This is a genomic window from Mycoplana sp. MJR14, assembly GCF_029210525.1.
Lineage (GTDB): Bacteria > Pseudomonadota > Alphaproteobacteria > Rhizobiales > Rhizobiaceae > Mycoplana.
Window position 1 is genome coordinate 518,642 of sequence record NZ_JARGEO010000004.1, and the last position, 22,384, is coordinate 541,025.

At 66.1% G+C, this 22,384-nt stretch carries 23 protein-coding genes and 1 tRNA gene; 5 read left to right on the plus strand and 19 right to left on the minus strand.

What is annotated here, in order from left to right; all coding sequences use genetic code 11:
* Positions 1-11: 11 nt before the first annotated feature.
* Both P0086_RS13010 and argH read right to left on the minus strand, forming a co-directional pair.
* Positions 12-194 (minus strand): lipoprotein, encoded by a 183-nt coding sequence (locus P0086_RS13010; protein WP_112595237.1) that lies wholly within the window; start codon positions 192-194, stop codon positions 12-14.
* A 123-nt stretch (positions 195-317) separates the two neighbouring features.
* Positions 318-1,721, minus strand: a complete 1,404-nt coding sequence (gene argH / locus P0086_RS13015; protein ID WP_112595235.1) for an argininosuccinate lyase — start codon at positions 1,719-1,721, stop codon at positions 318-320.
* 25 nt (positions 1,722-1,746) lie between these two features.
* Between argH and P0086_RS13020 the strand changes: the two genes are divergently transcribed.
* Positions 1,747-2,433 (plus strand): TlpA disulfide reductase family protein, encoded by a 687-nt coding sequence (locus tag P0086_RS13020; RefSeq protein ID WP_275786047.1) that lies wholly within the window; start codon positions 1,747-1,749, stop codon positions 2,431-2,433.
* A 10-nt stretch (positions 2,434-2,443) separates the two neighbouring features.
* On the opposite strand, the gene P0086_RS13025 is transcribed toward P0086_RS13020, so the two are convergent.
* The 11 genes from P0086_RS13025 to P0086_RS13075 form a co-directional block, all read right to left on the minus strand.
* Positions 2,444-3,466, minus strand: coding sequence for a sulfate/molybdate ABC transporter ATP-binding protein (locus P0086_RS13025; protein WP_148178192.1), 1,023 nt, complete (start codon positions 3,464-3,466; stop codon positions 2,444-2,446).
* Positions 3,463-4,359, minus strand: coding sequence for a sulfate ABC transporter permease subunit CysW (cysW, locus tag P0086_RS13030; RefSeq protein WP_112595229.1), 897 nt, complete (start codon positions 4,357-4,359; stop codon positions 3,463-3,465). Before cysW ends, P0086_RS13025 begins: the two co-directional genes overlap by 4 nt.
* Positions 4,360-4,363: 4 nt before the next feature.
* On the minus strand, positions 4,364-5,185 hold the full coding sequence (gene cysT / locus P0086_RS13035; RefSeq protein ID WP_148189221.1) for a sulfate ABC transporter permease subunit CysT: 822 nt from the start codon (positions 5,183-5,185) through the stop codon (positions 4,364-4,366).
* Between the two features lie 73 nt (positions 5,186-5,258).
* A complete protein-coding gene (gene cysP / locus P0086_RS13040) occupies positions 5,259-6,242 on the minus strand; it encodes a thiosulfate ABC transporter substrate-binding protein CysP (RefSeq protein ID WP_112595225.1) in 984 nt (327 codons plus the stop codon).
* A gap of 150 nt (positions 6,243-6,392) precedes the next feature.
* Entirely contained in the window at positions 6,393-7,271 is an 879-nt protein-coding gene (locus P0086_RS13045) for a 3-hydroxybutyryl-CoA dehydrogenase (protein WP_112595223.1), read from the minus strand.
* 146 nt (positions 7,272-7,417) lie between these two features.
* Positions 7,418-8,347, minus strand: a complete 930-nt coding sequence (locus P0086_RS13050; RefSeq protein ID WP_112595221.1) for an electron transfer flavoprotein subunit alpha/FixB family protein — start codon at positions 8,345-8,347, stop codon at positions 7,418-7,420.
* Between the two features lie 20 nt (positions 8,348-8,367).
* Entirely contained in the window at positions 8,368-9,117 is a 750-nt protein-coding gene (locus P0086_RS13055; RefSeq protein ID WP_112600615.1) for an electron transfer flavoprotein subunit beta/FixA family protein, read from the minus strand.
* 188 nt (positions 9,118-9,305) lie between these two features.
* Positions 9,306-10,091: a rhomboid family intramembrane serine protease gene (locus P0086_RS13060; RefSeq protein WP_275786057.1), complete on the minus strand. Its 786-nt coding sequence runs from the start codon at positions 10,089-10,091 to the stop codon at positions 9,306-9,308.
* 31 nt (positions 10,092-10,122) lie between these two features.
* On the minus strand, positions 10,123-10,701 hold the full coding sequence (locus P0086_RS13065; protein ID WP_112595214.1) for a cob(I)yrinic acid a,c-diamide adenosyltransferase: 579 nt from the start codon (positions 10,699-10,701) through the stop codon (positions 10,123-10,125).
* A gap of 10 nt (positions 10,702-10,711) precedes the next feature.
* Positions 10,712-10,915 (minus strand): twin transmembrane helix small protein, encoded by a 204-nt coding sequence (locus tag P0086_RS13070; RefSeq protein ID WP_112608470.1) that lies wholly within the window; start codon positions 10,913-10,915, stop codon positions 10,712-10,714.
* A 76-nt stretch (positions 10,916-10,991) separates the two neighbouring features.
* Positions 10,992-11,837, minus strand: a complete 846-nt coding sequence (locus tag P0086_RS13075) for an SDR family oxidoreductase (RefSeq protein ID WP_275786062.1) — start codon at positions 11,835-11,837, stop codon at positions 10,992-10,994.
* A gap of 107 nt (positions 11,838-11,944) precedes the next feature.
* On the opposite strand from P0086_RS13075, the gene P0086_RS13080 reads away from it, so the two are divergent.
* Entirely contained in the window at positions 11,945-12,898 is a 954-nt protein-coding gene (locus tag P0086_RS13080; protein WP_275786065.1) for a YihY/virulence factor BrkB family protein, read from the plus strand.
* Here the strand turns inward: P0086_RS13080 and gluQRS are convergent.
* Positions 12,830-13,768: a tRNA glutamyl-Q(34) synthetase GluQRS gene (gene gluQRS / locus P0086_RS13085; RefSeq protein ID WP_275786069.1), complete on the minus strand. Its 939-nt coding sequence runs from the start codon at positions 13,766-13,768 to the stop codon at positions 12,830-12,832. The genes P0086_RS13080 and gluQRS overlap by 69 nt on opposite strands.
* Positions 13,769-13,854: 86 nt before the next feature.
* Here gluQRS and P0086_RS13090 point away from each other — a divergent pair, with 86 nt between their 5' ends.
* Complete coding sequence (locus P0086_RS13090; RefSeq protein WP_112616086.1) at positions 13,855-14,499, plus strand: DNA-3-methyladenine glycosylase; 645 nt, start codon at positions 13,855-13,857, stop codon at positions 14,497-14,499.
* Positions 14,500-14,621: 122 nt separating this feature from the next.
* Positions 14,622-15,179, plus strand: a complete 558-nt coding sequence (locus tag P0086_RS13095; protein ID WP_112595204.1) for an HNH endonuclease — start codon at positions 14,622-14,624, stop codon at positions 15,177-15,179.
* A gap of 71 nt (positions 15,180-15,250) precedes the next feature.
* On the opposite strand, the gene P0086_RS13100 is transcribed toward P0086_RS13095, so the two are convergent.
* Together P0086_RS13100 and P0086_RS13105 are read right to left on the minus strand one after the other, a co-directional pair.
* Positions 15,251-15,775 (minus strand): disulfide bond formation protein B, encoded by a 525-nt coding sequence (locus tag P0086_RS13100; RefSeq protein ID WP_275786072.1) that lies wholly within the window; start codon positions 15,773-15,775, stop codon positions 15,251-15,253.
* A gap of 5 nt (positions 15,776-15,780) precedes the next feature.
* Complete coding sequence (locus tag P0086_RS13105; RefSeq protein ID WP_112595200.1) at positions 15,781-16,371, minus strand: YqaA family protein; 591 nt, start codon at positions 16,369-16,371, stop codon at positions 15,781-15,783.
* 204 nt (positions 16,372-16,575) lie between these two features.
* On the opposite strand from P0086_RS13105, the gene P0086_RS13110 reads away from it, so the two are divergent.
* Positions 16,576-16,660: transfer RNA gene (locus P0086_RS13110), tRNA-Leu, on the plus strand.
* 726 nt (positions 16,661-17,386) lie between these two features.
* Here the strand turns inward: P0086_RS13110 and P0086_RS13115 are convergent.
* The 3 genes from P0086_RS13115 to P0086_RS13125 form a co-directional block, all read right to left on the minus strand.
* The gene (locus P0086_RS13115) at positions 17,387-17,614 is read right to left on the minus strand and encodes a hypothetical protein (RefSeq protein WP_275786076.1); all 228 of its coding nucleotides are present in this window, start codon (positions 17,612-17,614) and stop codon (positions 17,387-17,389) included.
* Between the two features lie 396 nt (positions 17,615-18,010).
* Positions 18,011-20,380: an Ig-like domain-containing protein gene (locus P0086_RS13120; RefSeq protein WP_275786079.1), complete on the minus strand. Its 2,370-nt coding sequence runs from the start codon at positions 20,378-20,380 to the stop codon at positions 18,011-18,013.
* A 504-nt stretch (positions 20,381-20,884) separates the two neighbouring features.
* The gene (locus P0086_RS13125) at positions 20,885-22,216 is read right to left on the minus strand and encodes a dicarboxylate/amino acid:cation symporter (protein WP_112595192.1); all 1,332 of its coding nucleotides are present in this window, start codon (positions 22,214-22,216) and stop codon (positions 20,885-20,887) included.
* Positions 22,217-22,384: the final 168 nt, after the last annotated feature.

Genomic DNA, 22,384 nt, shown 5'->3' on the forward strand with positions numbered 1-22,384 from the left:
TGCCTGTTCCGTCAGAGAAGCGGGTCGAGCAGGAAGGGCCTGTCCTCGACCGGCTGTTTCTTGCCATCCGCGCCGACAGCCTTGCTGGAGGTCACACCCGGCCGGTCAAGGTCGCCCTTGCGGCCGCAGGCCGATATCACCGTCGCCGAGAGAACGAGGACGAGCGCCAGCCTGGCAGTGGATTTCAGTGTCATGCGGTTTCGCGGCTCCGGATGGGGTCTCGATCAAATGACATCCTCATAGCAGAATCGGTACGCGGTTGTGCACCCTGATTCTTCTGATGATTCATGCAAGCGGATTGATCCATCGACCCTGGTTCAGTTGCGGCCTCGCCACCAGGCGATCTGCTGGCGGACGTTGTCGGGCGCGGTGCCGCCGAAGGAGGTGCGGCTGGCGACCGACGCCTCGACGGTGAGGACGTCATAGACCTTGTCGGTGATCGCCGGATTGATCGCCTGCAGCTCGTCGAGCGAGAGCGCGGAGAGCTCGCAGCCCTTCTGTTCGGCGAGCGCCACGGCGCGGCCGGTGACGTGGTGGGCGTCGCGGAAGGGCAGGCCGGCCTCGCGCACCAGCCAGTCGGCCAGATCGGTCGCCGTCGAATAGCCGGAGCCGGCGGCCGCCTTCATCCGGTCGGTGCGGATGGTCATGTCGCGGACCATGCCGGTCATCGCGGCGATGGCGAGTTCCAGGTTCTCGGCGGCGTCGAAGACCTGTTCCTTGTCCTCCTGCATGTCCTTGGAATAGGCGAGCGGCAGGCCCTTCATCACCGTCAGGAGCGCCACCAGCGAGCCGTTGATGCGGCCGGTCTTGGCGCGCACGAGTTCGGCGGCGTCCGGGTTCTTCTTCTGCGGCATGATCGAGGAGCCGGTCGAAAAGGCGTCCGACAGGCGGATGAAGCCGAACTGCGGCGTCGACCAGATGACGATCTCCTCGGCAAGGCGCGACAGGTGGGTGGCGGCGATCGCGGCGATGGAGAGGAATTCCAGCGCGAAGTCGCGGTCGGAGACGGTGTCGATCGAGTTGCGGGTGGGCTCGCGGAAACCGAGCGCCTTCGCCGTCATGTGGCGGTCGATCGGAAAGCCGGTGCCGGCGAGCGCCGCCGCGCCGATCGGGCTCTCGTCCAGGTGCTCGATGGCGTGGCGCACGCGGGCGCGGTCACGGCCGAACATCTCCACATAGGCCATGCAGTGGTGGCCGAAGGTCACCGGCTGGGCGGTCTGCAGATGCGTGAAGCCGGGCATGACGGTGTCGGCATGCTCCTCGGCACGGTCGAGGAAGGCTGTGATCAGCGCCGACAGCATCTTCTCGGTCTTCTGCAGCTCCTCCTTCACCCAGAGGCGGAAGTCGAGCGCCACCTGGTCGTTGCGGGAGCGGGCGGTGTGCAGGCGGCCGGCGGCGGGGCCGATCAGCGCGGCGAGCCGGGCCTCCACGTTCATGTGGATGTCCTCCAGCTTGCGGGAGAACTGGAAGCTGCCGTCCTCGATCTCCTTCAGGATCGTCTGCAGGCCGGAAACGATGCTGTCGCGATCCTCGGTCGAAATGATGCCCTGATGGGCCAGCATGGTGGCATGCGCCATCGAGCCGCGGATGTCTTGTGCATAGAGCTTCTTGTCGAAGCCGATCGAGGCATTTATCTCCTCCATGATCGCATCCGGGCCGGATGCGAAGCGGCCGCCCCACATCTGGTTCGAGGACTGGGTCTCAGTTTTTGCGTCAGCCATGGGAGTGCCTATCCTGGAGAATGAAATGACAGTCGAGAAGAAGCCGGGTCGCCCGGCCGTCAAGCTGATCGCGCTGGCCGCGCTTGCCGGCACTCTTGCCGGTGCGGCAGCGGTATACGTGATCGCAAGCGGGTCTGGCAATGGCGGGGCGACGGTGGCCGCGGGCAAGGGCGGCCAGTGCGCCATGGCGGGCGAGACGGCGGCGGCGCTGACGCCGTTCCTCACCGGGCAGGTGGCCGCGATGCGGGCGGTCGATGCGCCCCGCCCGCTGCCGCAGCTTTCCTTCAATGGTCCGGACGGCAAGCCGCGCGCGATCGCCGACTTCGCCGGCAAGACGCTGCTCGTCAATCTCTGGGCCACCTGGTGCGTGCCCTGCCGCGAGGAGATGCCGGCCCTGAACGCGCTGCAGAAGGAGCTCGGAAGCGATCGCTTCGAGGTGGTGGCGATCAACATCGACACCGGCGCCGACGACAAGCCGAAGGCGTTCCTCGACGAGACGGCGGTGCACGATCTCGGCTACTACCGCGACAGCTCCATGGGCGTGTTCAACACGCTGAAGGCGGAGGGGCTCGCCTTCGGGCTGCCGGTGACGCTCCTGATGGACGACAAGGGCTGCCTCGTCTCGGCGATGAACGGCCCCGCCGCCTGGGACAGCGACGACGCCAAGGCGCTGATCCGCGCCGCCGTTCCCAAAGCTGAGCCCGCCTCCTGACGGACCGGCCTCAGCCGGTCGCGTAGACGCGCGGCCGGCGGATGTCGATGAAGCCGGCCTCGCCCTTGCGGTGGGGGAATTCCGGGGCGGTGTCGAACTCGATGGACTGGCCGCCGGTGGTCTTGGCGAGCACGCGGCGCGAATCCGGCCGATCCAGGACGCGCAGGATCTGGGCCGGCACGCCTTGGCCGTCCTCGCGCCAGGCGACGTCGGCCGGGCGGAACAGCACCTCCGCCGCACCGTCCGCCAGCCCCTGGGCGTCGAATTCGACGTCCTGCACATAGGCCTTGCCGTCCCGCACGGTGGCCGGCAGCGCGTTGGCGTCGCCGAGGAAGCGCATGACGAAGGCGTTTTCCGGACTGCGGCAGACCTCCTCCGGCGTACCCTGCTGGACGATCCTGCCCTTGTCGAGGATGACGACGCGGTCGGCGAGGTCGAGCGCCTCCTCCTGGTCGTGGGTAACGAAGAGGGTGGTGATGCCGAGCTCGTCGTGGATCTTGCGCAGCCAGCGGCGCAGGTCGCGGCGGACATTGGCGTCGAGCGCGCCGAAGGGCTCGTCGAGCAGCAGCACGCGCGGATCGACGGCGAGCGCGCGGGCGAGCGCGACGCGCTGGCGCTGGCCGCCGGAGATCTGGCCCGGGAAGCGCTGGCCGAGCCCGCTGAGCTGCACCAGCGCCAGCAGTTCCTCGACCCGTTCGCGGATCGCCTCGGCGGAGCGCCTGATCTTCGAGACCTTCATGCCGAAGGCGATGTTCTCGGCCACCGTCATGTGCGGAAACAGCGCATAGTGCTGGAAGACGAAGCCGACGCCGCGGTCGCGCACGGGAATGTCGGTCGCGTCCTCCTCGCCGAAATAGATGTGGCCGCCGTCGGCATACTCGAGGCCGGCGACCATGCGCAGGATCGTCGTCTTGCCGGAGCCGGAAGGGCCGAGCAGGGCGACGAGCTCGCCGCTTTCGATCTGCAGCGAGACGCCATGGACGGCACGGAACGTGTCGAAGGTCTTGACGACGTTGTCGAGGCTGATCTTCAAGGCTTGACCTCCGAAAGGCTTTCATTGCCGGCAAGGGTCGCCGGGCGGTTGCGCCGGCCGGCACCCTGCCGTTCCAGCACGACCTTCACGCACAGGGTGACGATCGCGAGCGTGGCGAGGATCGACGCGGCGGCAAAGGCGCCGACGGCGTCGTAGTCGTGGTAGAGAAGCTCGATGTGCAGCGGCAGCGTGTTGGTCTGGCCGCGGATGTTGCCCGAGACGACCGATACGGCGCCGAATTCGCCCATGACGCGCGAGTTGCACAGCACCACCCCATAGAGCAGCGCCCATTTGATGTTGGGCAGGGTCACCGTCAGGAAGGTGCGCCAGCCGCTGGCGCCGAGCGAGGTGGCCGCCTCCTCGAGATCGCGTCCCTGCGCCTGCATCAGCGGGATCAGTTCGCGGGCGACGAAGGGGGCGGTGACGAACATGCTGGCGAGCACGATGCCGGGCAGGGCGAACATGATCTTCAGGTCGGCCGCCTCGAGCGCAGGGCCGAACAGGCCCTGCAGGCCGTAGACGAAGAGATAGGAGACGCCGGCGACGATCGGCGAGACGGAGAAGGGGATCTCGATGACGATCAGCAGCAGCCGGCGGCCGGGGAAGTCGTGCTTGGTGATCGCCCAGGCGGCGGCGATGCCGAAGGCGGTGTTGATCGGCACGGCGATCAGCGCCGTCAGCACCGTCAGCATGATCGCGTGGCGGGTGTCCGGCTCGGCGATCGCGGCGGCGAAATAGGGCAGGCCCTTGGAAACGGCGTGGACGCCGATCACGCTCAGCGGGGCGACGATGATGACCGCGACGAAGAACAGGACGATGGCGAGCAGCGTCCGGCGGAAGGCGGGGGCCTCGCCGATGCGCGGCGGGCGGCGGTGCGGGGAAGGACCGGTCATGGGATCAGTTTCTCACCGTATAGCGCAGCGCGCGCGCCTGCATGAGGTTGGTGACAGCAAGCATCACGAAGGCCGTGATCAGCATGACCGAGGCGATCGCGGCAGACGCCGGATAATCGTATTCCTCCAGCCTGATGAAGGCGAGGAGGGCGGTGATCTCCGTTTCGAACGGCTGGTTGCCGGCGATGAAGATGATGGCGCCGAATTCGCCGAGGCTGCGGGCGAAGGACAGCGACACGCCGGCGAGAAGGGCGGGCGTGAGCAGCGGCAGGACGACGCGGGCGAAGACCGAGAGGTCGCTGCCGCCGAGCGTCTGGGCCGCTTCCTCCAGCGTCGGATCGAGTTCCTCCAGGACCGGCTGCACGGTGCGGACGACGAAGGGCAGGCTGGTGAAGGCCATCGCCACCATGATGCCGAGCGGGGTGTAGGCGACCTTGACGCCGAGTGCGGACAGCGGGCCGCCGAACCAGCCGTTGACGGCAAAGAGCGTGGTCAGCGAGATGCCGGCGACGGCGGTCGGCAGCGCGAAGGGCAGGTCGACCAGCGCGTCGACGACGCGGCGGCCGGGGAAGCGGTAGCGTACGAGCACCCAGGCGAGCGCCATGCCGAAGACGAGGTTGAACAGCGTCGCGGCCAGGGCGCAGGAAACGGTGACGAGGTAGCTCGCCACGGCGCGGTCGGAGGAGACGATGCGCCAGTAGTCGGCGAAGCCGAGGCTCGCCGCCTTGAAGACGAGCGCCACCAGCGGCAGCACGATGATGATTGCCGCATAGACCAGCGTGATCCCGAGAGAGAGCGGCAGCCCGGGCAGAACGCGGCGTTTCACTGGACTCGTCCTTTCGCAAACGAAGGACCGGCGGGTTTGCGCCCGCCGGTCCCAAACGGATCTGGCCGGTGTCTTAGCGGCTGCCGTAGATGGTGTCGAGAACTCCGCCCTCGGCGAAGTGTTCCTTGGAGACTTCGGCCCAGCCGCCGAAGACGTCCTCGACCTTGACGAGCCGGATCTCGGGGAACTGGTCCTTGAACGTGGCGGCGACCTTCTCGTCGAGGACGCGGTGGCCGAACTCGGCGGCGATCGTCTGGCCTTCGGGCGAGTAGAGGAAGTCGAGATAGGACTTCGCCAGCTCCTGGCTGCCGTGCTTCTCGGCGACCTTGTCGACGACGGCCACCGGGAATTCGGCGAGCAGGCTCACCGAGGGAACGACCTGCTCGAACTTGTCGGCGCCGTACTGCTTGGCGATCGCCTTGGTCTCGGCCTCGAAGGTGATGATGACGTCGCCGATCTCGCGCTCGACGAAGGTGGTGGTGGCGGCGCGGCCGCCGGTGTCGAACACCGGCACGTTGTCGAAGATCTTGGTGACGAATTCCTTCACCTTGGCCTCGTCGCCGCCGAACTTCTCCTTGGCATAGGCCGTGGCCGCCAGATAGGTGTAGCGGGCATTGCCGGAGGTCTTCGGGTTCGGGAAGATGACCTTGACGTCGTCGCGGGCGAGGTCGTCCCAGTCCTTGACGTTCTTCGGGTTGCCGGCGCGCACGAGGAAGGAGGGGAAGGAGTAGAACGGCGAGGCGTTGTTCGGGAACTTCTTCTGCCAGTCGGCGGCGACGAAGCCGTTCTTGACGAGGAAGTCGATGTCGGTGACCTGGTTGAAGGTGACGACGTCGGCCTCGAGGCCCTCGACGATGGCGCGGGCCTGCTTGGAGGTGCCGCCGTGCGACTGGTCGACGGTGACGCCGGGATGCTGGTCGACGAAGGCTTCGTTCTCGGCGGCGAAGAGCTCGCGGGCGACGTCGTAGGAGGCGTTGAGGAGCTTGTCGGCAGCGCTTGCCGAGAGCGGGGCGGCGAGGGCCGCCAGCGCGGCGCCGATCAGGAGAAGGCGTTTCATGGAAGGGGTCTCCGGGAAGCAGGTGCGGTATCTCGCCGGCAACCTAGCCGGGACACGCGACGCTTCCGAGAAATCAGCCACCAATGAGATAGGAAAGCGGCGAAAATCTTTCCGCCGGATCGCCTGCCGCGAGAACGACGCTACGGGCCGTCAGCGCGTCGGGACGGGCACTTCGCCGCGATAGTCGTAGAAGCCGCGGCCGGACTTGCGGCCGAGCCAGCCGGCCTCGACGTATTTCACCAAGAGCGGGCAGGGGCGGTACTTCGAATCCGCGAGCCCCTCGTAGAGCACCTGCATGATCGACAGGCAGGTGTCGAGGCCGATGAAGTCGGCCAGCTGCAGCGGGCCCATCGGGTGGTTGGCGCCGAGCTTCATCGCGGTGTCGATCGCGTCGACCGTGCCGACGCCCTCGTAGAGCGTGTAGATCGCCTCGTTGATCATCGGCAGCAGGATGCGGTTGACGATGAAGGCGGGGAAGTCCTCGGCGACGGTGACCGTCTTGTCGAGGGTGGCGACGAATTCCTTGGCGGTGGTGAAGGTGACCTCTTCGGTGGCGATGCCGCGCACGAGCTCGACCAGCTTCATCACCGGCACCGGGTTCATGAAGTGGATGCCCATGAAGCGCTCGGCGCGGTCGGTGGCGGACGCCAGCCGGGTGATGGACAGCGAGGAGGTGTTGGTGGCCAGGATCGCGTCGGGCTTCAGGACCGGACAGACCTGGCCGTAGATCTTGCGCTTGACGGTCTCGTCCTCGGTCGCCGCCTCGATGACGAGGTCGGCCTGCGAGAGGTCGTTGACGTCGTTGGAGCCCTTGATGCGGGACAGCGCCGCCTTGCGCTCCTCCTCCGACATCTTGCCGGAGGAGACCTGCCGGGCAAGGTTGCCGTGGATCGTGGCGAGGCCCGCCTCGATGCGCTCCATCGACAGGTCGTAGAGCTGGACCTTGTAGCCTGCAGCGGCACAGACATGGGCGATGCCGCAGCCCATCTGGCCCGCACCGACAATACCGACATTCCTGATCGTGCTCATCTTTCTGCCCACCGCTGCAGTCCGAAGACCGGCCCCAGAACAAAGAAAAACCGGGCCGGCAAGTGCCGGTCCGGTGCAGTGATAAAGGGGTGCGACAATTTTTTCCAGCGATTATTCGTGGCGTCGGGCACCCCGGGATCGCGTTTTCAGAGTGCCTTCTGCAACTCCGGCAGCGCCTCGAACAGGTCGGCCACGAGGCCGTAGTCGGCGACCTGGAAGATCGGCGCCTCCTCGTCCTTGTTGATCGCGACGATGACCTTCGAATCCTTCATGCCGGCGAGGTGCTGGATGGCGCCGGAGATGCCGCAGGCGATGTAGAGCTGCGGGGCGACGACCTTGCCGGTCTGGCCGACCTGCCAGTCGTTCGGGGCGTAGCCGGCATCGACGGCCGCACGCGAGGCGCCGACGGCGGCCCCGAGCTTGTCGGCGACGGGAAGGATCACTTCCTTGAACTTCTCCGCCGAACCGAGCGCACGGCCGCCGGAGATGATGATCTTGGCGGAGGTCAGCTCGGGACGATCCGACGAGGACAGCGCATCGCCGACATGGGTGGAAAGGCCCGGATCGGCGGCGGCGGCCACCGTCTCGATGGCGGCCGATCCGCCTTCGGCGGCGGCGGCGAAGGAGGCGGTCCGCACGGTGACGACCTTCTTGGCGTCGGTCGCCTGCACCGTCTGGATGGCGTTGCCGGCATAGATCGGGCGCTTGAAGGTGTCGGGCGAGACGACCTCGATGATCTCGGAGACCTGGGCGACGTCGAGGAGGGCCGCCACGCGCGGCATGACGTTCTTGCCGACGGAGGTGGCGGCGGCGACGATCGTGTCGTAGTTGCCGGCGAGCTGGACGATGAGGGCCGCCAGCGGCTCGGCCAGGTTGTTGGCGAGCGAGGCGTCCTCGGCGACGAGCACCTTGGAGACGCCGGAGAGCTTCGCCGCCTGTTCGGCGGCCGCCTTGGCGCCGGCGCCGGCGACGAGCACGTGCACGTCGGACCCGATCTTCGTCGCTGCCGTCAGCGCCTTGGCGGTCTGGTCGGAAAGATGGGCGTTGTCGTGGTCAGCCAGAACGAGAATGGCCATGGTAGTTTCTCCCTTCTTCCTCAGAGCACGCCGGCTTCGGACTTGAGCTTCTCGACGAGTTCGGCCACGCTCTTGACCTTGACGCCGGCCTTGCGACCGGACGGCTCTTCCGTCTTCAGCACCTTCAGCCGCGCGGTCGTGTCGACGCCGAAATCGGCCGGCGCCTTCTTGTCGAGCGGCTTCTTCTTCGCCTTCATGATGTTCGGCAGAGAGGCGTAGCGCGGCTCGTTCAGGCGCAGGTCGGTGGTGACGACCGCCGGCAGCTTGACCTCGATCGTCTGCAGGCCGCCGTCGACCTCGCGGGTCACCTTGGCCTTGCCGTCGCCGATCTCGACCTTCGAGGCGAACGTGCCCTGCGCCCAGCCGAGCAGGGCGGACAGCATCTGGCCGGTCTGGTTGCTGTCGTCGTCGATCGCCTGCTTGCCGACGATGATCAGGCCGGGCTTCTCGGCCTCGGCGACGCCCTTCAGGATCTTGGCGACGGCGAGCGGCTCGACGGCGTCGTCGGTCTCGACCAGGATCGCCCGGTCGGCGCCCATGGCGAGCGCCGTGCGCAGCGTCTCCTCGGCCTTGGCCGGCCCGATCGAGACGACAACCACTTCCTCGGCCTTGCCGGCTTCCTTCAGCCGCAGCGCCTCTTCGACGGAAATCTCGTCGAACGGGTTCATCGACATCTTCACGTTCGCAAGCTCGACGCCCGTGCCATCGGCCTTGACGCGGATCTTCACGTTGTAGTCGACAACCCGCTTCACGGGGACCAGGATCTTCATGGTAACTCCTTCCAATGCCCGGATGGGAAATTGCGCTATCGAAGCGCGGTCCGATTGTCGGTTGGCGACATCGATACGCGTTTTTTCCCCAAGTTCAATTCTTTCGGCAGGCTCCTCCGCCGAATCCATCTGCATATTTTTGACGTTAACGTCAACGTAAATCTGCGCGACGCCAACGGGCGGGAGGATCAGCGGCCCCAGCGAAGCGGCGGCGTGTTTCGCGCCGCCTCCATGGTCCCGTCCCCGGCCGGCGTTGCTTCCTTATGTCGCACCGCCTGCGGCGTCACCACCGTGCGGTCGAACAGCGGCACGCCGCGCCGGCGGAAGAGCACGACGAGGATGGCGCCGGCGAGGATCCCGCCGACATGGGCGCCCCAGGAGATGCCGCCCTGGGGGTCGAGGAAGAGCATGTAGAACTGCTGGCCGATCCACAGGACGAGCGGTACGACGGCCGGCAGCGGCAGCGGGATGCGGAAGAAGACGAGCACCCAGACACGCACCTTCGGGTGCAGCAGGAGGTAGGCGGCGACCACGCCCGAGACCGCTCCCGACGCGCCGATCAGCGGGGCTTCGGACGCCGGCTGGAAGAGGCCGTGGACGAGGGCGCCGGCGGCCGCGCAGGCCAGGTAGAAGACGAGGAAGCGGAGATGGCCCAGCGCGTCCTCGACATTGTCGCCGAACACCCAGAGAAACAGCATGTTCGTCGCCAGATGCAGGAAGTCGGTGTGGATGAAGGCATAGGTGACGTAGGTCGCATCCTCCGGCACCAGAACCAGGCCGGGTGCGAGTTCGGCATAGTCGAAGACGACGGCCGGAATGTAGCCGAGGCCGACGACGGTCTCGTCCGAAAAGGTCTGGCTTGCGACGAGCCCGGCTATGATCCAGACGGCCACGTTCACCAGGATCAGGCCGATCGTGACGTACTGCACCTTGATGTATTTCAGCGAATTCGCATCGTGCAGCGGTATGAACATGAACGTCCTTTCGTTGGCGATGCGCCGTCCGTCAGCGGTTTTGCCCCGGAACCCAGAGCACGTCCCGGGCGCCCTTGTCGTTCGCCCAGCGGGCGGCGACGAAGAGGAGATCCGACAGCCGGTTGATATAGGCGTTCGCTTCCTTCGAGACGGCCTCCCCCTGTCGTTCCGCCAGCTCGACGATGCGGCGCTCGGCCCGGCGGGCGACCGTCCGGGCGACGTGCAGGGCGGCGGCGAGCGGGGAGCCGCCGGGCAGCACGAAGGAGCGCAGCGGCGAGAGATCGGCATTCAGCCTGTCGATCTCGGCTTCCAGCCGGTCGACCTGGCTCTGGACGATCCGCAGCGGCTCGTAGGCGGGCTTCTCGCCGGTCTCGGGTGTGGCGAGGTCGGCGCCGAGGTCGAACAGGTCGTTCTGGATGCGCATCAGCATCCGGTCGAGCTCGGGGAAGGCCGCGGCATGCTGGCGCGCCACCCCGATCAGCGCATTGGTCTCGTCGACCTCGCCATAGGCCTCGATGCGGGCGTCGTGCTTCTTGCGGCGCGGGCCGGAGACCAGCCCCGTCGTGCCGTCGTCGCCCGTGCGGGTGTAGATCTTGTTCAGCTTGACCATGGCAGTCCCCTCAAGACGGCCGGCCGCCGCCGGTCACCCACAGCGTCAGCATGATGAGGATGATGGCGATCGCCTGCAACAGGATGCGCATCTGCATCAGCTTGTTGGATTTGTTGCCGCTTCCGCCCTTGAGCATGTTGGCCAGGCCGCGGATCAGCACGATCGCGACGAGGCCCATGACGATGAGGGTGAGGTAGGTCAGGAAAGTAGACATTGATCAAAATTCCGCTGTTCGAAGGGGAATGTCCAGAGATTGTTCGGCGGGCGCTTGGCCCGGTCGCATCGCCGCTTCATCCCAGCCGGCCGATGATGCGGTAGAAGAGCGCGGCCGGCAGCAGCTTCTTCAGCAGCGCCCCCTTCCGCGCCGGCGAGGTGACGATGTAGTGCGGGCGCGGCACGCGCGCATTCAGGGCGTGCCGGAGCACGTCATAGACCGCATCCGGGCCGAGCTTGCCGCGGGCCGGCGCGCTCTCGCCGCGCAGCCGCTTCATCTGCCGCCGGTATTCCGCCGCATGGACCGAGCCCTCGATGTCGATGAATTTCTCGATGTAGGGGATCGCATTGGCGGTGAAGCGCGACTCGATCGGGCCGGGCTCGATCAGGCTGACATGGATGCCGGAGCCGGCAAGCTCCATGCGCAGCGTCAGCGACAGGCCCTCGATCGCGAATTTCGAGGCATTGTAGGCGCCGCGCCAGCGATAGGGCACGATGCCGAGGATGGACGAGCATTGCACGATCCGGCCGTGGCCCTGCCGGCGCATGGCGGGAATGAGACGGCGGGTCAGGTCGTGCCAGCCGATGACGTTGGTCTCGAACTGCAGGCGCAGCGCTTCGGCCGGCAGGTCCTCCACGGCGCCGGCCTGGCCGTAGGCGCCGTTGTTGAACAGGGCATCGATCCGGCCGCCGGTGCGATCGAGCACGGTGTCGGCGAGTGCTGTGATGGAGGCCGTGTCGGTATAGTCCATCACCAGCGTCTCGATACCGTCCGCCTCGAGCGGCCCGCGGTCGGCCTGCTTGCGGACAGTGGCGAAGACCCGCCATCCGTCCTTCTTCAGCGCCCGGGCGCAATGGGCGCCGATGCCGGAGGAACAGCCGGTGACGATGATCGTTCTTGTCGTGGAGACGGGATCGGCCATGCGATTTCCTGTACAAATTCCGTTTCGTTTCCCATATTCACCGGGCGCTGGCAATCGCGCCAACAGGACCCGCCTCGATGGAGAGGCGGCCGAAGAAGGGGAGGGACATGCCGACCGCACTACGCCTCCTCTACAAGGTCGTGTTCGACGCGATCTGGCATTTCTCCGAGGACGACGGCTGGGCGATGGCGAGCCATGTCGCCCTGTCGACGCTGCTGGCGGTGTTTCCCTTCCTGATCTTCGGCACCGCGCTCGGCTCCTTTCTCGGCGCCGACCAGTTCGCCGATACCGCCGTCCACCTGATCTTCGACACCTGGCCGGCCTCGATCGCCGATCCCATATCCCGCGAGGTCGTCGCCGTGCTGACGATCCCGCGCGGCGGGCTGGCGACGGTCTCGGTGCTCGCGGCCGCCTATTTCGCCTCCAACGGCGTCGAGGCGTTGCGTATCTCGCTGAACCGCGCCTACCGGGTGGCGGAGACGCGGTGGTGGTACGTCACCCGGCTCGCCAGCCTCGGCTTCGTCATCCTCGGCGTCGTGGCGCTGGCGGCGATCAGCATCGTGCTCGTTGCTGCGCCGCTCGCCGTGCGCGCGACCGACCAGTGGATCCCCTGGCTCGGATACGTCTATTCGCTGGTGCTGGAGTGGGGCATCTTCGGAACGCTGGTGGTGCTGTTCGTCGGGCTGCTGATCGCCCATCTGTGGCTGCCCGCCGGCCACCGCCGCATCGCCGACGTGCTGCCCGGGATCATCCTGACGATGATCGCCTGGACCGTCGGCGCCTATCTGTTCGCCTCCTATCTCGCCGCCTTCTCCACCTATGTGAAGACCTATGCCGGGCTGGCGTCGATCATGATCGCGCTGGTCTTCCTCTACATCATCGGCGTGATCTTCATCCTCGGCGCGGAGATCAATGCCGCGCTGCTGAAATACCGGGTCAAGCGCGTGATCCTCGACCGGCTGCGCGGCCGGAAGCCCGCGCCGCAGAGCCTGTCAGCCGAGGCGGAGCCCATCGAGGACGAGGCCATCGCGCGCGAACAGCAGGCGCAGGTCCGCCGGTGACAGGCCCTTGTCCCGGTAGGCGGCGATCCCGGTATCCCTGTTGCTCTTCGACAGCTTGCGTCCGTCATCGCCGAGCACCAGCCCGTGGTGATGGTAGGCGGGCTCCGGCAGGTCGAGCAGGACCTGCAGCAGGCGGTGGACGGCGGTGGCATTGAAGAGATCCCGGCCGCGCACGACATGGGTCACCCCCTGCAGCGCGTCGTCCAGCGTCACCGACAGGTGGTAGCTCGACGGCGCATCGGGACGCGACAGGATGATGTCGCCCCAGCGCTCGGGCCGGGCGGCGATCGTTCCGGTTTCCCCTTGCGGGCCGCAGCCGGTGTCGGTCCAGCCGAGCGGCCGGCCGGCCAGCCGGTCGCGCGCGGCCGCGATCGCCGCCTCCATGTCGAGGCGCCAGGCATGCTGCCGGCCTTCGGCGATCCAGCGCTCGGCGCGCGGCCGGTCGAGCGTTCGCTCCTCCGTCGGGTAGCAGGGCGCCCCGTCGGGGTCGCGCGGCCAGGTCCCGCCCGCCGCCTCGCAGCGTTCGACCCGTTCGCGCACCTCGCCGCGGCTCAGGAAGGAAGGATAGGCCAGGCCGCGATCGATCAGGTTCTCGAGCGCCTGCTGGTAGAAGGGGAAATGCTCCGACTGCCGGCGCACCGGCTCCTCCCACGTGATCCCCAGCCAGCGAAGATCGCGATGGATCGCCTCTTCATATTCTGGCCGGCAACGCGCGGTATCGATATCCTCGATCCGCAGCAGGAACCGTCCGGCGGTCTTCCGGGCGAGATCGTGGTTGAGCAGGGCCGAATAGGCATGGCCGAGATGGAGCAGGCCGTTGGGGCTCGGCGCGAAGCGAAAGACGGCTTGCCTTGACGATTGCGAATCCATCAGATGCTCATGCACGAATTGGACGCTGGCGCCAATGGGGCGGGTGGCCGGAAGGCCGCAAGCGCGATAGTGGATATGGCATGCAACTGCACATGATCAGAACGCAGGAGGACGTCTCCGCCGGCCTCGTCGACTTGGCGCTCCTCGACGCGCGGCTGTTTGCCGTGATCGACAAGGCGGGGCCGGTGCCGCTGCGGCTGCACGATCCCGGCTATCGCGGCCTTGCCGGCATCATCGTGTCGCAGATGGTCTCGCGCGCAAGCGCGGATGCGATCTGGCGCAAGCTCGAGGCGATCGCCGGCGAGATCACGCCGCACCACGTCCTCGGCCTGAGCGAGGCGGACAACCGGGCCGCCGGCCTGTCGCGGGCGAAGGCGGAGACGCTGAGGCGGGTCGCCGAGGCGGTCGACCGCGGCGACGTCGACCTCGACGCGGTCTGCCACCTCGATGCCGTCGCGGCGATCCGCGCGCTGACGGCGATCAAGGGCGTCGGGCGATGGACGGCCGAGGTCTACCTTCTCTTCTGCGCCGGCCATCCGGATATCTTCCCCTCCGGCGACGTGGCGCTGCAGAATGCGGTCGGCCATGCGCTCGGCCTGCCCGTCCGTCCCTCGGCCGCCGAACTCGAGCAGATCGCGCAGATGTGGTCGCCGTGGCGCGGCGTCTCGGCACGCCTTTTCTGGGCCTACTACGCCCGCCAGATGCGCCGCGACGGCACGCCGCTTGCGTGAGGCTTTCGCGACAGGGTTGCAAAGGGTTAAATACGCGCCCCGCATTTTCTTTCCGGCTTCACAATGCTGTAACAACGGGCCTAATATACAAGGGCAGATGCCGAATCGGTCAGGAGAATCACTTGACGATTTCAGTTTCACCACAGGCCCTGCCGGCGCTCGTCCTGAACGCTGACTACAGGCCGCTGAGTTACTATCCCTTGTCGCTCTGGTCCTGGCAGGACGCGATCAAGGCAGTCTTCCTCGACCGTGTGAACATCATCGCGGAATACGAACACTCGGTCTCTTCGCCGAGCTTCACCATGCGGCTGCCGAGCGTCGTCAGCCTGAAGACCTACGTGCAGCCCTCGCGACATCCGGCCTTCACCCGCTTCAACGTCTTCCTGCGCGACAGGTTCGAGTGCCAGTATTGCGGCTCGCCGGACGATCTCACCTTCGACCATGTGGTGCCGCGCGCCCATGGCGGCGAGACGACCTGGTGCAACGTCGTCGCGGCCTGCTCGCCGTGCAACCTGCGCAAGGGCAGCAAGCTGCCCAAGCAGGCCGGCATGTTCCCGCACCAGCAGCCCTACCAGCCGACGGTGCAGGACCTGCACAACAACGGCCGGCTGTTCCCGCCGAACTACCTGCACGAAAGCTGGATGGACTATCTCTACTGGGATGTCGAACTGCAGCCCTGACGTTCGGCCTTGCAGAACGCCCGGCCCGCGGCGCCAGCCCAGGCGCGTGTCCCTGATCCGTTTCCCGAACGTCAGTGCGCCTTCTTCGCCCGGACGCCGGCGAAGGCGATCGCAGCCAGGATGAGGCTCGCGATTACGTTCCAGCCGGCAAAGGACAGGCCGAGGACGCGCAGCGAGGCTTCCGTGCAGGACGGCGGCTTCTTGGCGTCGAGGTCGCCGAGCAGGTCGCCGGCATTCTGCGAGATGCCCTGGGCGGTCGTCGCGCAGGTCGCAGGACCCTCCCAGAAGCCCCATTCCGCGCCGGCGTGGTAGACGCCGAGCCCCGCCCCGACCAGCATCATCACCCCCACGACGAGCAGCAGGAGCCGCGTCAGCCAGGACGGCCCGCCGAGCGCTGCCGACAGCGCCGCCAGCACCGCGACCGGGATGCCGTAGTAGTAGGGCAGCCGCTGCAGCAGGCAGAGCGCGCAGGGGATATAGCCGCCGATATGCTCGAAGCCGAGCGCGCCGCCGACCGTTGCGGTCATGCCGAGGGCGAGGAGAAGGGCGAAAGGCAGGGTGGAGCGGTCTTTGAGGGCAAGCGACATGGCAGGCATTCCGTTCAGGCGGCGACGTAACGATAGGCAACATAGAGTGCGATCAGCAGACCGGCGCCGACGCCCGCGATCAGGCCCAGCTGCTTGTCGATGAAATCGCGGATCGGCGCGCCGTAGCGGCGCAGGAGCCAGGCGAGGAAGAAGAAGCGGGCGCCGCGCGCAAGGATCGCCGAGAGGATGAAGAGCCCGAGATTGATGTTGGCCGCACCCGACAGGATGGTCACGACCTTGATCGGCGGCAGGTGCGCCACCCCGGAGGTGACGAGCAGCAGGACCAGCGTCTCATAGCCGACGGAGGCGCGCAGCTCTTCGAATGCGTCGAGCTTGCCATAGAATTCCAGCACCGGTTTCGCGATGGCCTCGAAGGCGTAGTGGCCGAGATACCAGCCCGCGACGCCGCCGAGCACGGAGGCGACCGTCGCCACCAGGGCATAGCGCCAGAGCCGCTCGGGGCGGGCCAGCCCCATCGGCAGGAACAGCACGTCGGCGGGAATGAGAAAGACCGAGCTTTCGACGAAGGCGATGACGGCAAGCCAGACCTCGGCCGACTTGCGTGCGGCGAGCGACATGGTCCAGTCGTAGAGGCGTCGGAGCATGAAAGGGTTCCGGTTCAAGGGGTTGCATTTCTAGCAGCTCCGCCCCCGTTGTAAACGTCACTGCGGCCGCACTATGGCCGGCGCGGCCGTCCGCCGCAACTGTCCCCGGCGCCCTGCCTCCGCTTTGCCGTCCCGCAACGGGGCGTCGCGACTTGCGCGCCCGCGCGGCCTCGTGGTAGAGGCGTCCCTGTCACCTGCTGCGATGCCCCATTGGCGGAACTGGTAGACGCGCTCGACTCAAAATCGAGTTCCGAAAGGAGTGCTGGTTCGATTCCGGCATGGGGCACCAACAGCAAAATTTTCCGTTGATTTTGTTGTACCTTTTGCTTCAAAGTATCCAGAAGGCTGCAGGCAGTTCCTTTCTCTGGACACTTTCATTCCCGTTCCGAGCCTCAGTCGCCTTCCCGGCTTCGCCATGAGCTCAATGGCACTCTTCGCGAGACGGCGTTGGGCTAGGTGTGTCGGATTGCTTCCAGGCTGGCGGCCGGACACTTTAGAAAAAGCGAACTGATTGTGCGGAGTAGTTGAGCAGTGCGTCCACCAAAGGTCGCGCATCATTGCACAGCAAAACGCCCATGCGGGTCATTTCTTTATGTGGGCGGACACAAAAACCCCGATCGAACTTAACACGCCAGTCCCAAGCAAAAGTCCGGCAAGAACGTTGTTCCCGTTCATCCCTGCATAGACAGCGGCCGCGACAAGCAATATCAGCGCCGAGAAGCCTAGCCACATACCAAGAACCCGGTATCGCTGGTCACATACCTGCGCTCTCTTAGCCACAGCGAGATTATGTTCGTGGGACTTCTCAGCCATAGTCAGGATGCGCTCCGCCCCTCCGGGGAGAACCGCATCGAAGTCGGCGAAGTGACGTGGGTGAGGCAGTGGCCCGGAGTAAGCCTCCGTCTGGACAATGCTTACAACAGTTGAAAGCACTTGCTCTCGCTGTACGCGAGACAAATTTGAAAGGACGGGCTCAAGTCGGCTTTCGACTTCCCCTTCAATGGTTTCTGGCTGATCAGGCTGCGACTTGTTTTTTGGAGATGCGACGCCGCGGCGTTGTGGTTGTTTCGTCAACTAGGAGTCCCTCGTCCCTCATCGATTGACGAACGGCTGCCCCCACGTCGTCCCACGCGGAGTCGACCTTCACCCTATAGTTGCTGGGCTTCAGGTCGCGATGGATGAAAAATGTGAATGGCACAGTGAAGCCATCCACAAAACCCTTCGTGAAGGCTTTGGCTTTCATAGCTTCGTTCCTAGTCCGGCGCTTCTTCATCTTTCTAATGTTAGCTTTCAAGCCGTTCGTTGCAACGTCATTATCATGAAAGTTTGTTAACACTTTCGCATAAGGTCGCGCCAATCAAATTTAGCGCCACTAACTTTTGCCAGGCATTCGTGTAACTCCTCGGATGATCGAATGTTTCAAGTCACGCGCATGCTCGCCCTGCGCTTCCGCATGAACTCACGATCCACGAGCATACCAGCGACATCGTGTTACGTCATGCCGGAAAGCCTTCCCGCCATGACATCGTTATAGACGTCCGCGTCGAGGCTTTGCCCCTCTGCCGCACCCGCAGTGTCTATCCCAACGCTCGCGTTCCCGACCTGCCCCCCATATGCCTCCTGGCCGGCTCGCCCTTCCTCAGAGGATGAAATCCCCCTTGGTCAGGTTGATGATGCCGGTGAGTTCGATCTGGAAGTCGGCGTGGCGGTCGTGGTCGGTGTCGCCGTAGACGACGGTGCGGTCGTTCTTGGTGCCCTTTTCGTCGAAGGTGCGGAAGACCAGTTCGCCGGCCTTGCCGTCGAAGCCGCCCTTGCCGCTCCAGACGAAATCCTGGTTGCCGGAGCGATGGCTGTTCGCATCGATGGCGGAGATGTCCAGCTTGTCCTGCGCGTGGACGAAGTCGGTGATCGTGTCGCGCCTGTCGTTGCCGAGTCCGGAATGGTTGATCGCGGCGAAGACGAAGGTGTCGCGGTCGGCGCCGCCGGTCAGCAGATCGACGCCGCTGCCGCCGTTCAGCCGGTCGTTGCCGGCGCCGCCCGAGAGGACATCGTTGCCACCCTTGCCGTAGAGGGCGTCCTTGCCTGAGGTTCCGCTCAGCCGGTCGTTGCCCGAGGTGCCGTATTTTTCTTCCATCGAGTCGGTGACGGCAATCCTGAAGGACTTCGATGCCTCGTGCCCGGTGCCGATCGAGGGGTCGTCGAGGCGGACGGTGACGTCCAGCGAACGGTTGGTCTCGTAGTCGAGCTTGGCGCCCTTCTTCAGCCAGAGCGCACCGTTGGCGATCTCGAACAGCTTGGCGTCGCTGCCGGAGAGCGACAGCCGGTTGCTGCCGCCGTCGGGATCGGAGACCGAAAGCGTCGCCACCTTGCGCGCCGCGCCCGTCCAGGCGTCCTCGGCGATCTGCGACAGGGTCTGGCCGGCGACGAGCGTCGGGACGTCGTTGACCGGGGTGACGGTCAGGTTGAAGCTCTTGGCGACCGGCGTCGAGCCGTCCTCGTTGCCGTCCTCGACGGACACCTTGAAGGCGGCCTTGGTCGTCTCCGAGCCGGTGTGGACGAAGCTCACCTTGCCCGCGGCGAGGTCTGCGCCGGTGAAGCTCGAAGCCGCCTTGCCGTTGACGTAGACCTTGCCGTTCGACAGGGCGGAGACCGTGAAGCGGACGCCTGCGGCGCTGTCGTCGGCGTCGGAGAAGTTCAGGTCGGCGGTGGTCAGCTTGTAGCTGCCGCCCTCCTTCACCGTCGCCTTCAGGTCGCCGGTGAGCTGCGGCGGCGCATTCGGCGCGCGCTCGACGGCGTAGTTGTTCGACACCGCCTTGCCGGTCCCGGCATTGCCGGCGAGATCGGCGATGCCGGCCTTGTAGAGCGTGATGAGGTTGGTCGCATCCGTCACCCCGGCCTTGGCCGTGAGCGTGGCGGTCCAGGTCTTGCCGCCGTCGGAGGAGGCAAGTCCCGACAGCGAGCCGTTGGCGACCGAAAAATCCGCCGTCGACAGGCCGGTGACGGCCTCGCTGAAGGTGATCGTGACGGTGCTGGTCTCGCCGGCAACGAGGTCGTCGTCAGTCACCACGATCGCAGCGGTCGGGCGCACGCCGTCCACGGCGATGGCCTTGTTGCCGCCGAGCGAGCCGGCGGCACCCGGCGCGGCCAGCGCCAGCAGCGCCGCGACGCCGTCGTCGGTCGCAATCGTGCCGGCGTTCAGCTCCAGCGCGGCGTTCGAGAGATAGTCGAGGTCGGCGGCGGTGTCGCCCTCCTGGACGGTGTAGGTGAAGGTCAGCGTGTTCGAACCGCTGCCGCCGGCATAGGTGGCGTTCCTGTCGGTGGCGCCGGTCTCGAGACGCAGCAGCGGCGTTCCGGTCACCTCGACCGCCTGGTCGAACGTCACGGTGATGGTGATCGCGTCGCCCACCGCGTAGACGCCGTCGGCCGCCGTCGACGAAACGCTCGTCACCGCCGGCGGCACGGGAACGTCGTCGACGATGATGTCGTCGATCACGAAGGCGATGTCGGCCGCTCCGTCCGGCTGGACGATCCGGAACGTGTCGATGGACCGCCAGAACTCGCCCTGCAGCGTCACCAGGGTGTCGTCGAAATCCTTCACGTCGAAATCCTGATGGACGACCTCGACCCCGTCCGCATAGCCGACGACGCGGACGGTGTCGGAATAGACGCCGTTCTCGGCCGTTCCCATGCCGTAGTTGTCGATGTGGAAGCTCTTGAGCCAGAATTTCGAGCCATCGGTCGAGGCGAACTCCGCCGCGGCGATCGTGTCCAGCGTGCCGAGGACGCGCAGGCCGAGGTCGTCCGGATTCACGAGGACCGATTCCTCGTCGTCGCTGATGACGTCGAGGAACTCGGTCAGGGGCGAGCCGACCTTGTCCTCCGCGTCGAGCAGCCTGATCGTCCAGTTGCCGATCGTCCGCTCGCTGCCGCCGAGGCTCGAGGTGTCATCGCCATCCATGTCGCCCGTCAGCGGAATGCCTTCGAAAGTGAGTGACTCCGGTGTGGCCATGGCGTGTCTTCTCCTCAAGGGGCGGAACGGGTTCAACGGGTCGGCGGGGTCGAGCGACCGGGCCGATGGCCTTCGGCAGCACGCAGGCGCCGCAACTGTCGCGGCGAGGTGCGGAATGCCGGAAGTTCTTTCTTCCCCTAGGGTTATACGCACGGACTGTCCGGAAACGAACACAGCCAATGGGCGAAACGGCCCCTCCCTCGCCACCGCCTATGAAGTGTGTGGGACGATCCACCCATGAGGTAGGCAGGCGGTCGAGGGGGAGGTGAGGGGCTATGGCAAATGCCGTAGACGCCGCATCGGTTAGCGGTCGCGCACCCTTGCGTTGCATCCTATTTGCTGGCCTCGGAGGCGGATGCGGGGTGGTGCCGGGACAAGCGCGGTCGGCAGTGGCGCCGAAAGGGGCGCCGATGCGGGCGCCGTCACGGTCCCCAAACGACGAATGGCCCGCCGCGTGTGCGGCGAGCCATTCCCGGAGACCGCGGTCTCTTTCCCTGGGAGGAACTACTCGGCGGGCTGGAGCGCGCCGGCCGGCTGCAACTGCTCGTTCCTTCGTCCGGCAAGCGCGCCGTTGAGCTTTTCGACGTCGAGCTCGTTCTCCCACCGGGCCACCACGATGGTGGCGACGGCGTTTCCGACGAAGTTCGTCAGCGCGCGGCATTCCGACATGAAGCGGTCGATGCCGAGGATCAGCGCCATGCCGGCGACGGGGACGGAGGGGACGACCGAGAGCGTCGCCGCCAGCGTGATGAAGCCGGCGCCGGTGATGCCGGCGGCGCCCTTGGAGCTCAGCATGGCGACCAGCAGCAGCAGGATCTGGTCGGCGAAGGACAGCTGGATGTCGACGGCCTGGGCGATGAAGAGGGCCGCCAGCGTCATGTAGATGTTGGTGCCGTCGAGGTTGAAGGAATAGCCGGTGGGAATGACGAGGCCGACGACGGAGCGCTTGCAGCCGGCGGCTTCCATCTTCTGCATCAGGCCCGGCAGGGCGGCTTCGGAGGAGGAGGTGCCGAGCACGAGCAGCAGCTCTTCCTTGATGTAGCGGACCAGCGCCACGATCGAGAAGCCGTTGTAGCGGGCGACGGCGCCGAGCACGACGAAGACGAACAGCAGCGAGGTGACGTAGAAGGTGGCGATCAGGAAGGCGAGGTTGGCGACCGAGCCGATGCCGTACTTGCCGATGGTGAACGCCATGGCGCCGAAGGCGCCGATCGGGGCGGCCTTCATGAGGATGGCGACGAGGCGGAAAATCGGCGTGGTCAGCGCGTGCAGGAAATCGGTGACGGGCTTGCCCTTGTCGCCGACCATGCCGAGCGCAATGCCGAACAGGACCGAGAAGAACAGCACCTGCAGGATGTCGCCCTCGGCGAAGGCGCCGACGATCGTCTGCGGGATGATGTTCATCAGGAAGCCGGTGATCGTGCTCTCGTGCGCCTTGGTGGCGTAGGAGGCGACCGCCTTGGCGTCGAGCGAGGCCGGGTCGATGTGCATGCCGGCGCCCGGCTGGACGACGTTGGCGACCAGCATGCCGACGGCGAGCGCCAGCGTCGAGAAGGTCAGGAAGTAGATCATCGCCTTGCCGGCGACGCGGCCGACCTTCTTCAGGTCGGACATGCCGGCAATGCCCGTCGCCACGGTCAGGAAGATCACCGGTGCGATGATCATCTTGACGAGGCGGATGAAGGCGTCGCCGAGCGGCTTCAGCGAAGCGCCGAGCTCGGGGTAGTAGTGGCCGAGCAGGATGCCGGCGGCAATCGCCACCAGAACCTGGAAATAGAGGTGCCGGTAGAAGGGCAGGGTCTCGCGCTTGATCGCGCCGTCAGTCGAAATCTGCATGTGATCCTCCGTTGTGCCCCAACCGCAATCGGCCTCCCGGGGCGAACAAGTACATCGGTCGGAGGGTCAGCAAACGGCGTGCCAGTTCCGCGCGCGCGTGCTAACAGATTGAAAAATATGGATTTCGTTGAATGTCGCGCCACCGGCAGTGTCGTCATGTGCGATTTT

Coding starts and splice junctions, on each gene's coding strand:
- P0086_RS13055 (WP_112600615.1), bottom strand. CDS start 9,117: ATGAAGATCCTGGTCCCCGTGAAGCGGGTTGTCGACTACAACGTGAAG.
- P0086_RS13125 (WP_112595192.1), bottom strand. CDS start 22,216: ATGCAGATTTCGACTGACGGCGCGATCAAGCGCGAGACCCTGCCCTTC.
- P0086_RS13070 (WP_112608470.1), bottom strand. CDS start 10,915: ATGTCTACTTTCCTGACCTACCTCACCCTCATCGTCATGGGCCTCGTC.
- cysP (WP_112595225.1), bottom strand. CDS start 6,242: ATGAAACGCCTTCTCCTGATCGGCGCCGCGCTGGCGGCCCTCGCCGCC.
- cysW (WP_112595229.1), bottom strand. CDS start 4,359: ATGACCGGTCCTTCCCCGCACCGCCGCCCGCCGCGCATCGGCGAGGCC.
- P0086_RS13080 (WP_275786065.1), top strand. CDS start 11,945: ATGCCGACCGCACTACGCCTCCTCTACAAGGTCGTGTTCGACGCGATC.
- P0086_RS13120 (WP_275786079.1), bottom strand. CDS start 20,380: ATGGCCACACCGGAGTCACTCACTTTCGAAGGCATTCCGCTGACGGGC.
- P0086_RS13050 (WP_112595221.1), bottom strand. CDS start 8,347: ATGGCCATTCTCGTTCTGGCTGACCACGACAACGCCCATCTTTCCGAC.
- P0086_RS13105 (WP_112595200.1), bottom strand. CDS start 16,371: ATGCTCCGACGCCTCTACGACTGGACCATGTCGCTCGCCGCACGCAAG.
- argH (WP_112595235.1), bottom strand. CDS start 1,721: ATGGCTGACGCAAAAACTGAGACCCAGTCCTCGAACCAGATGTGGGGC.
- P0086_RS13020 (WP_275786047.1), top strand. CDS start 1,747: ATGACAGTCGAGAAGAAGCCGGGTCGCCCGGCCGTCAAGCTGATCGCG.
- P0086_RS13065 (WP_112595214.1), bottom strand. CDS start 10,701: ATGGTCAAGCTGAACAAGATCTACACCCGCACGGGCGACGACGGCACG.
- P0086_RS13010 (WP_112595237.1), bottom strand. CDS start 194: ATGACACTGAAATCCACTGCCAGGCTGGCGCTCGTCCTCGTTCTCTCG.
- P0086_RS13060 (WP_275786057.1), bottom strand. CDS start 10,091: ATGTTCATACCGCTGCACGATGCGAATTCGCTGAAATACATCAAGGTG.
- P0086_RS13115 (WP_275786076.1), bottom strand. CDS start 17,614: ATGAAAGCCAAAGCCTTCACGAAGGGTTTTGTGGATGGCTTCACTGTG.
- P0086_RS13100 (WP_275786072.1), bottom strand. CDS start 15,775: ATGCCTGCCATGTCGCTTGCCCTCAAAGACCGCTCCACCCTGCCTTTC.
- P0086_RS13045 (WP_112595223.1), bottom strand. CDS start 7,271: ATGAGCACGATCAGGAATGTCGGTATTGTCGGTGCGGGCCAGATGGGC.
- gluQRS (WP_275786069.1), bottom strand. CDS start 13,768: ATGGATTCGCAATCGTCAAGGCAAGCCGTCTTTCGCTTCGCGCCGAGC.
- P0086_RS13075 (WP_275786062.1), bottom strand. CDS start 11,837: ATGGCCGATCCCGTCTCCACGACAAGAACGATCATCGTCACCGGCTGT.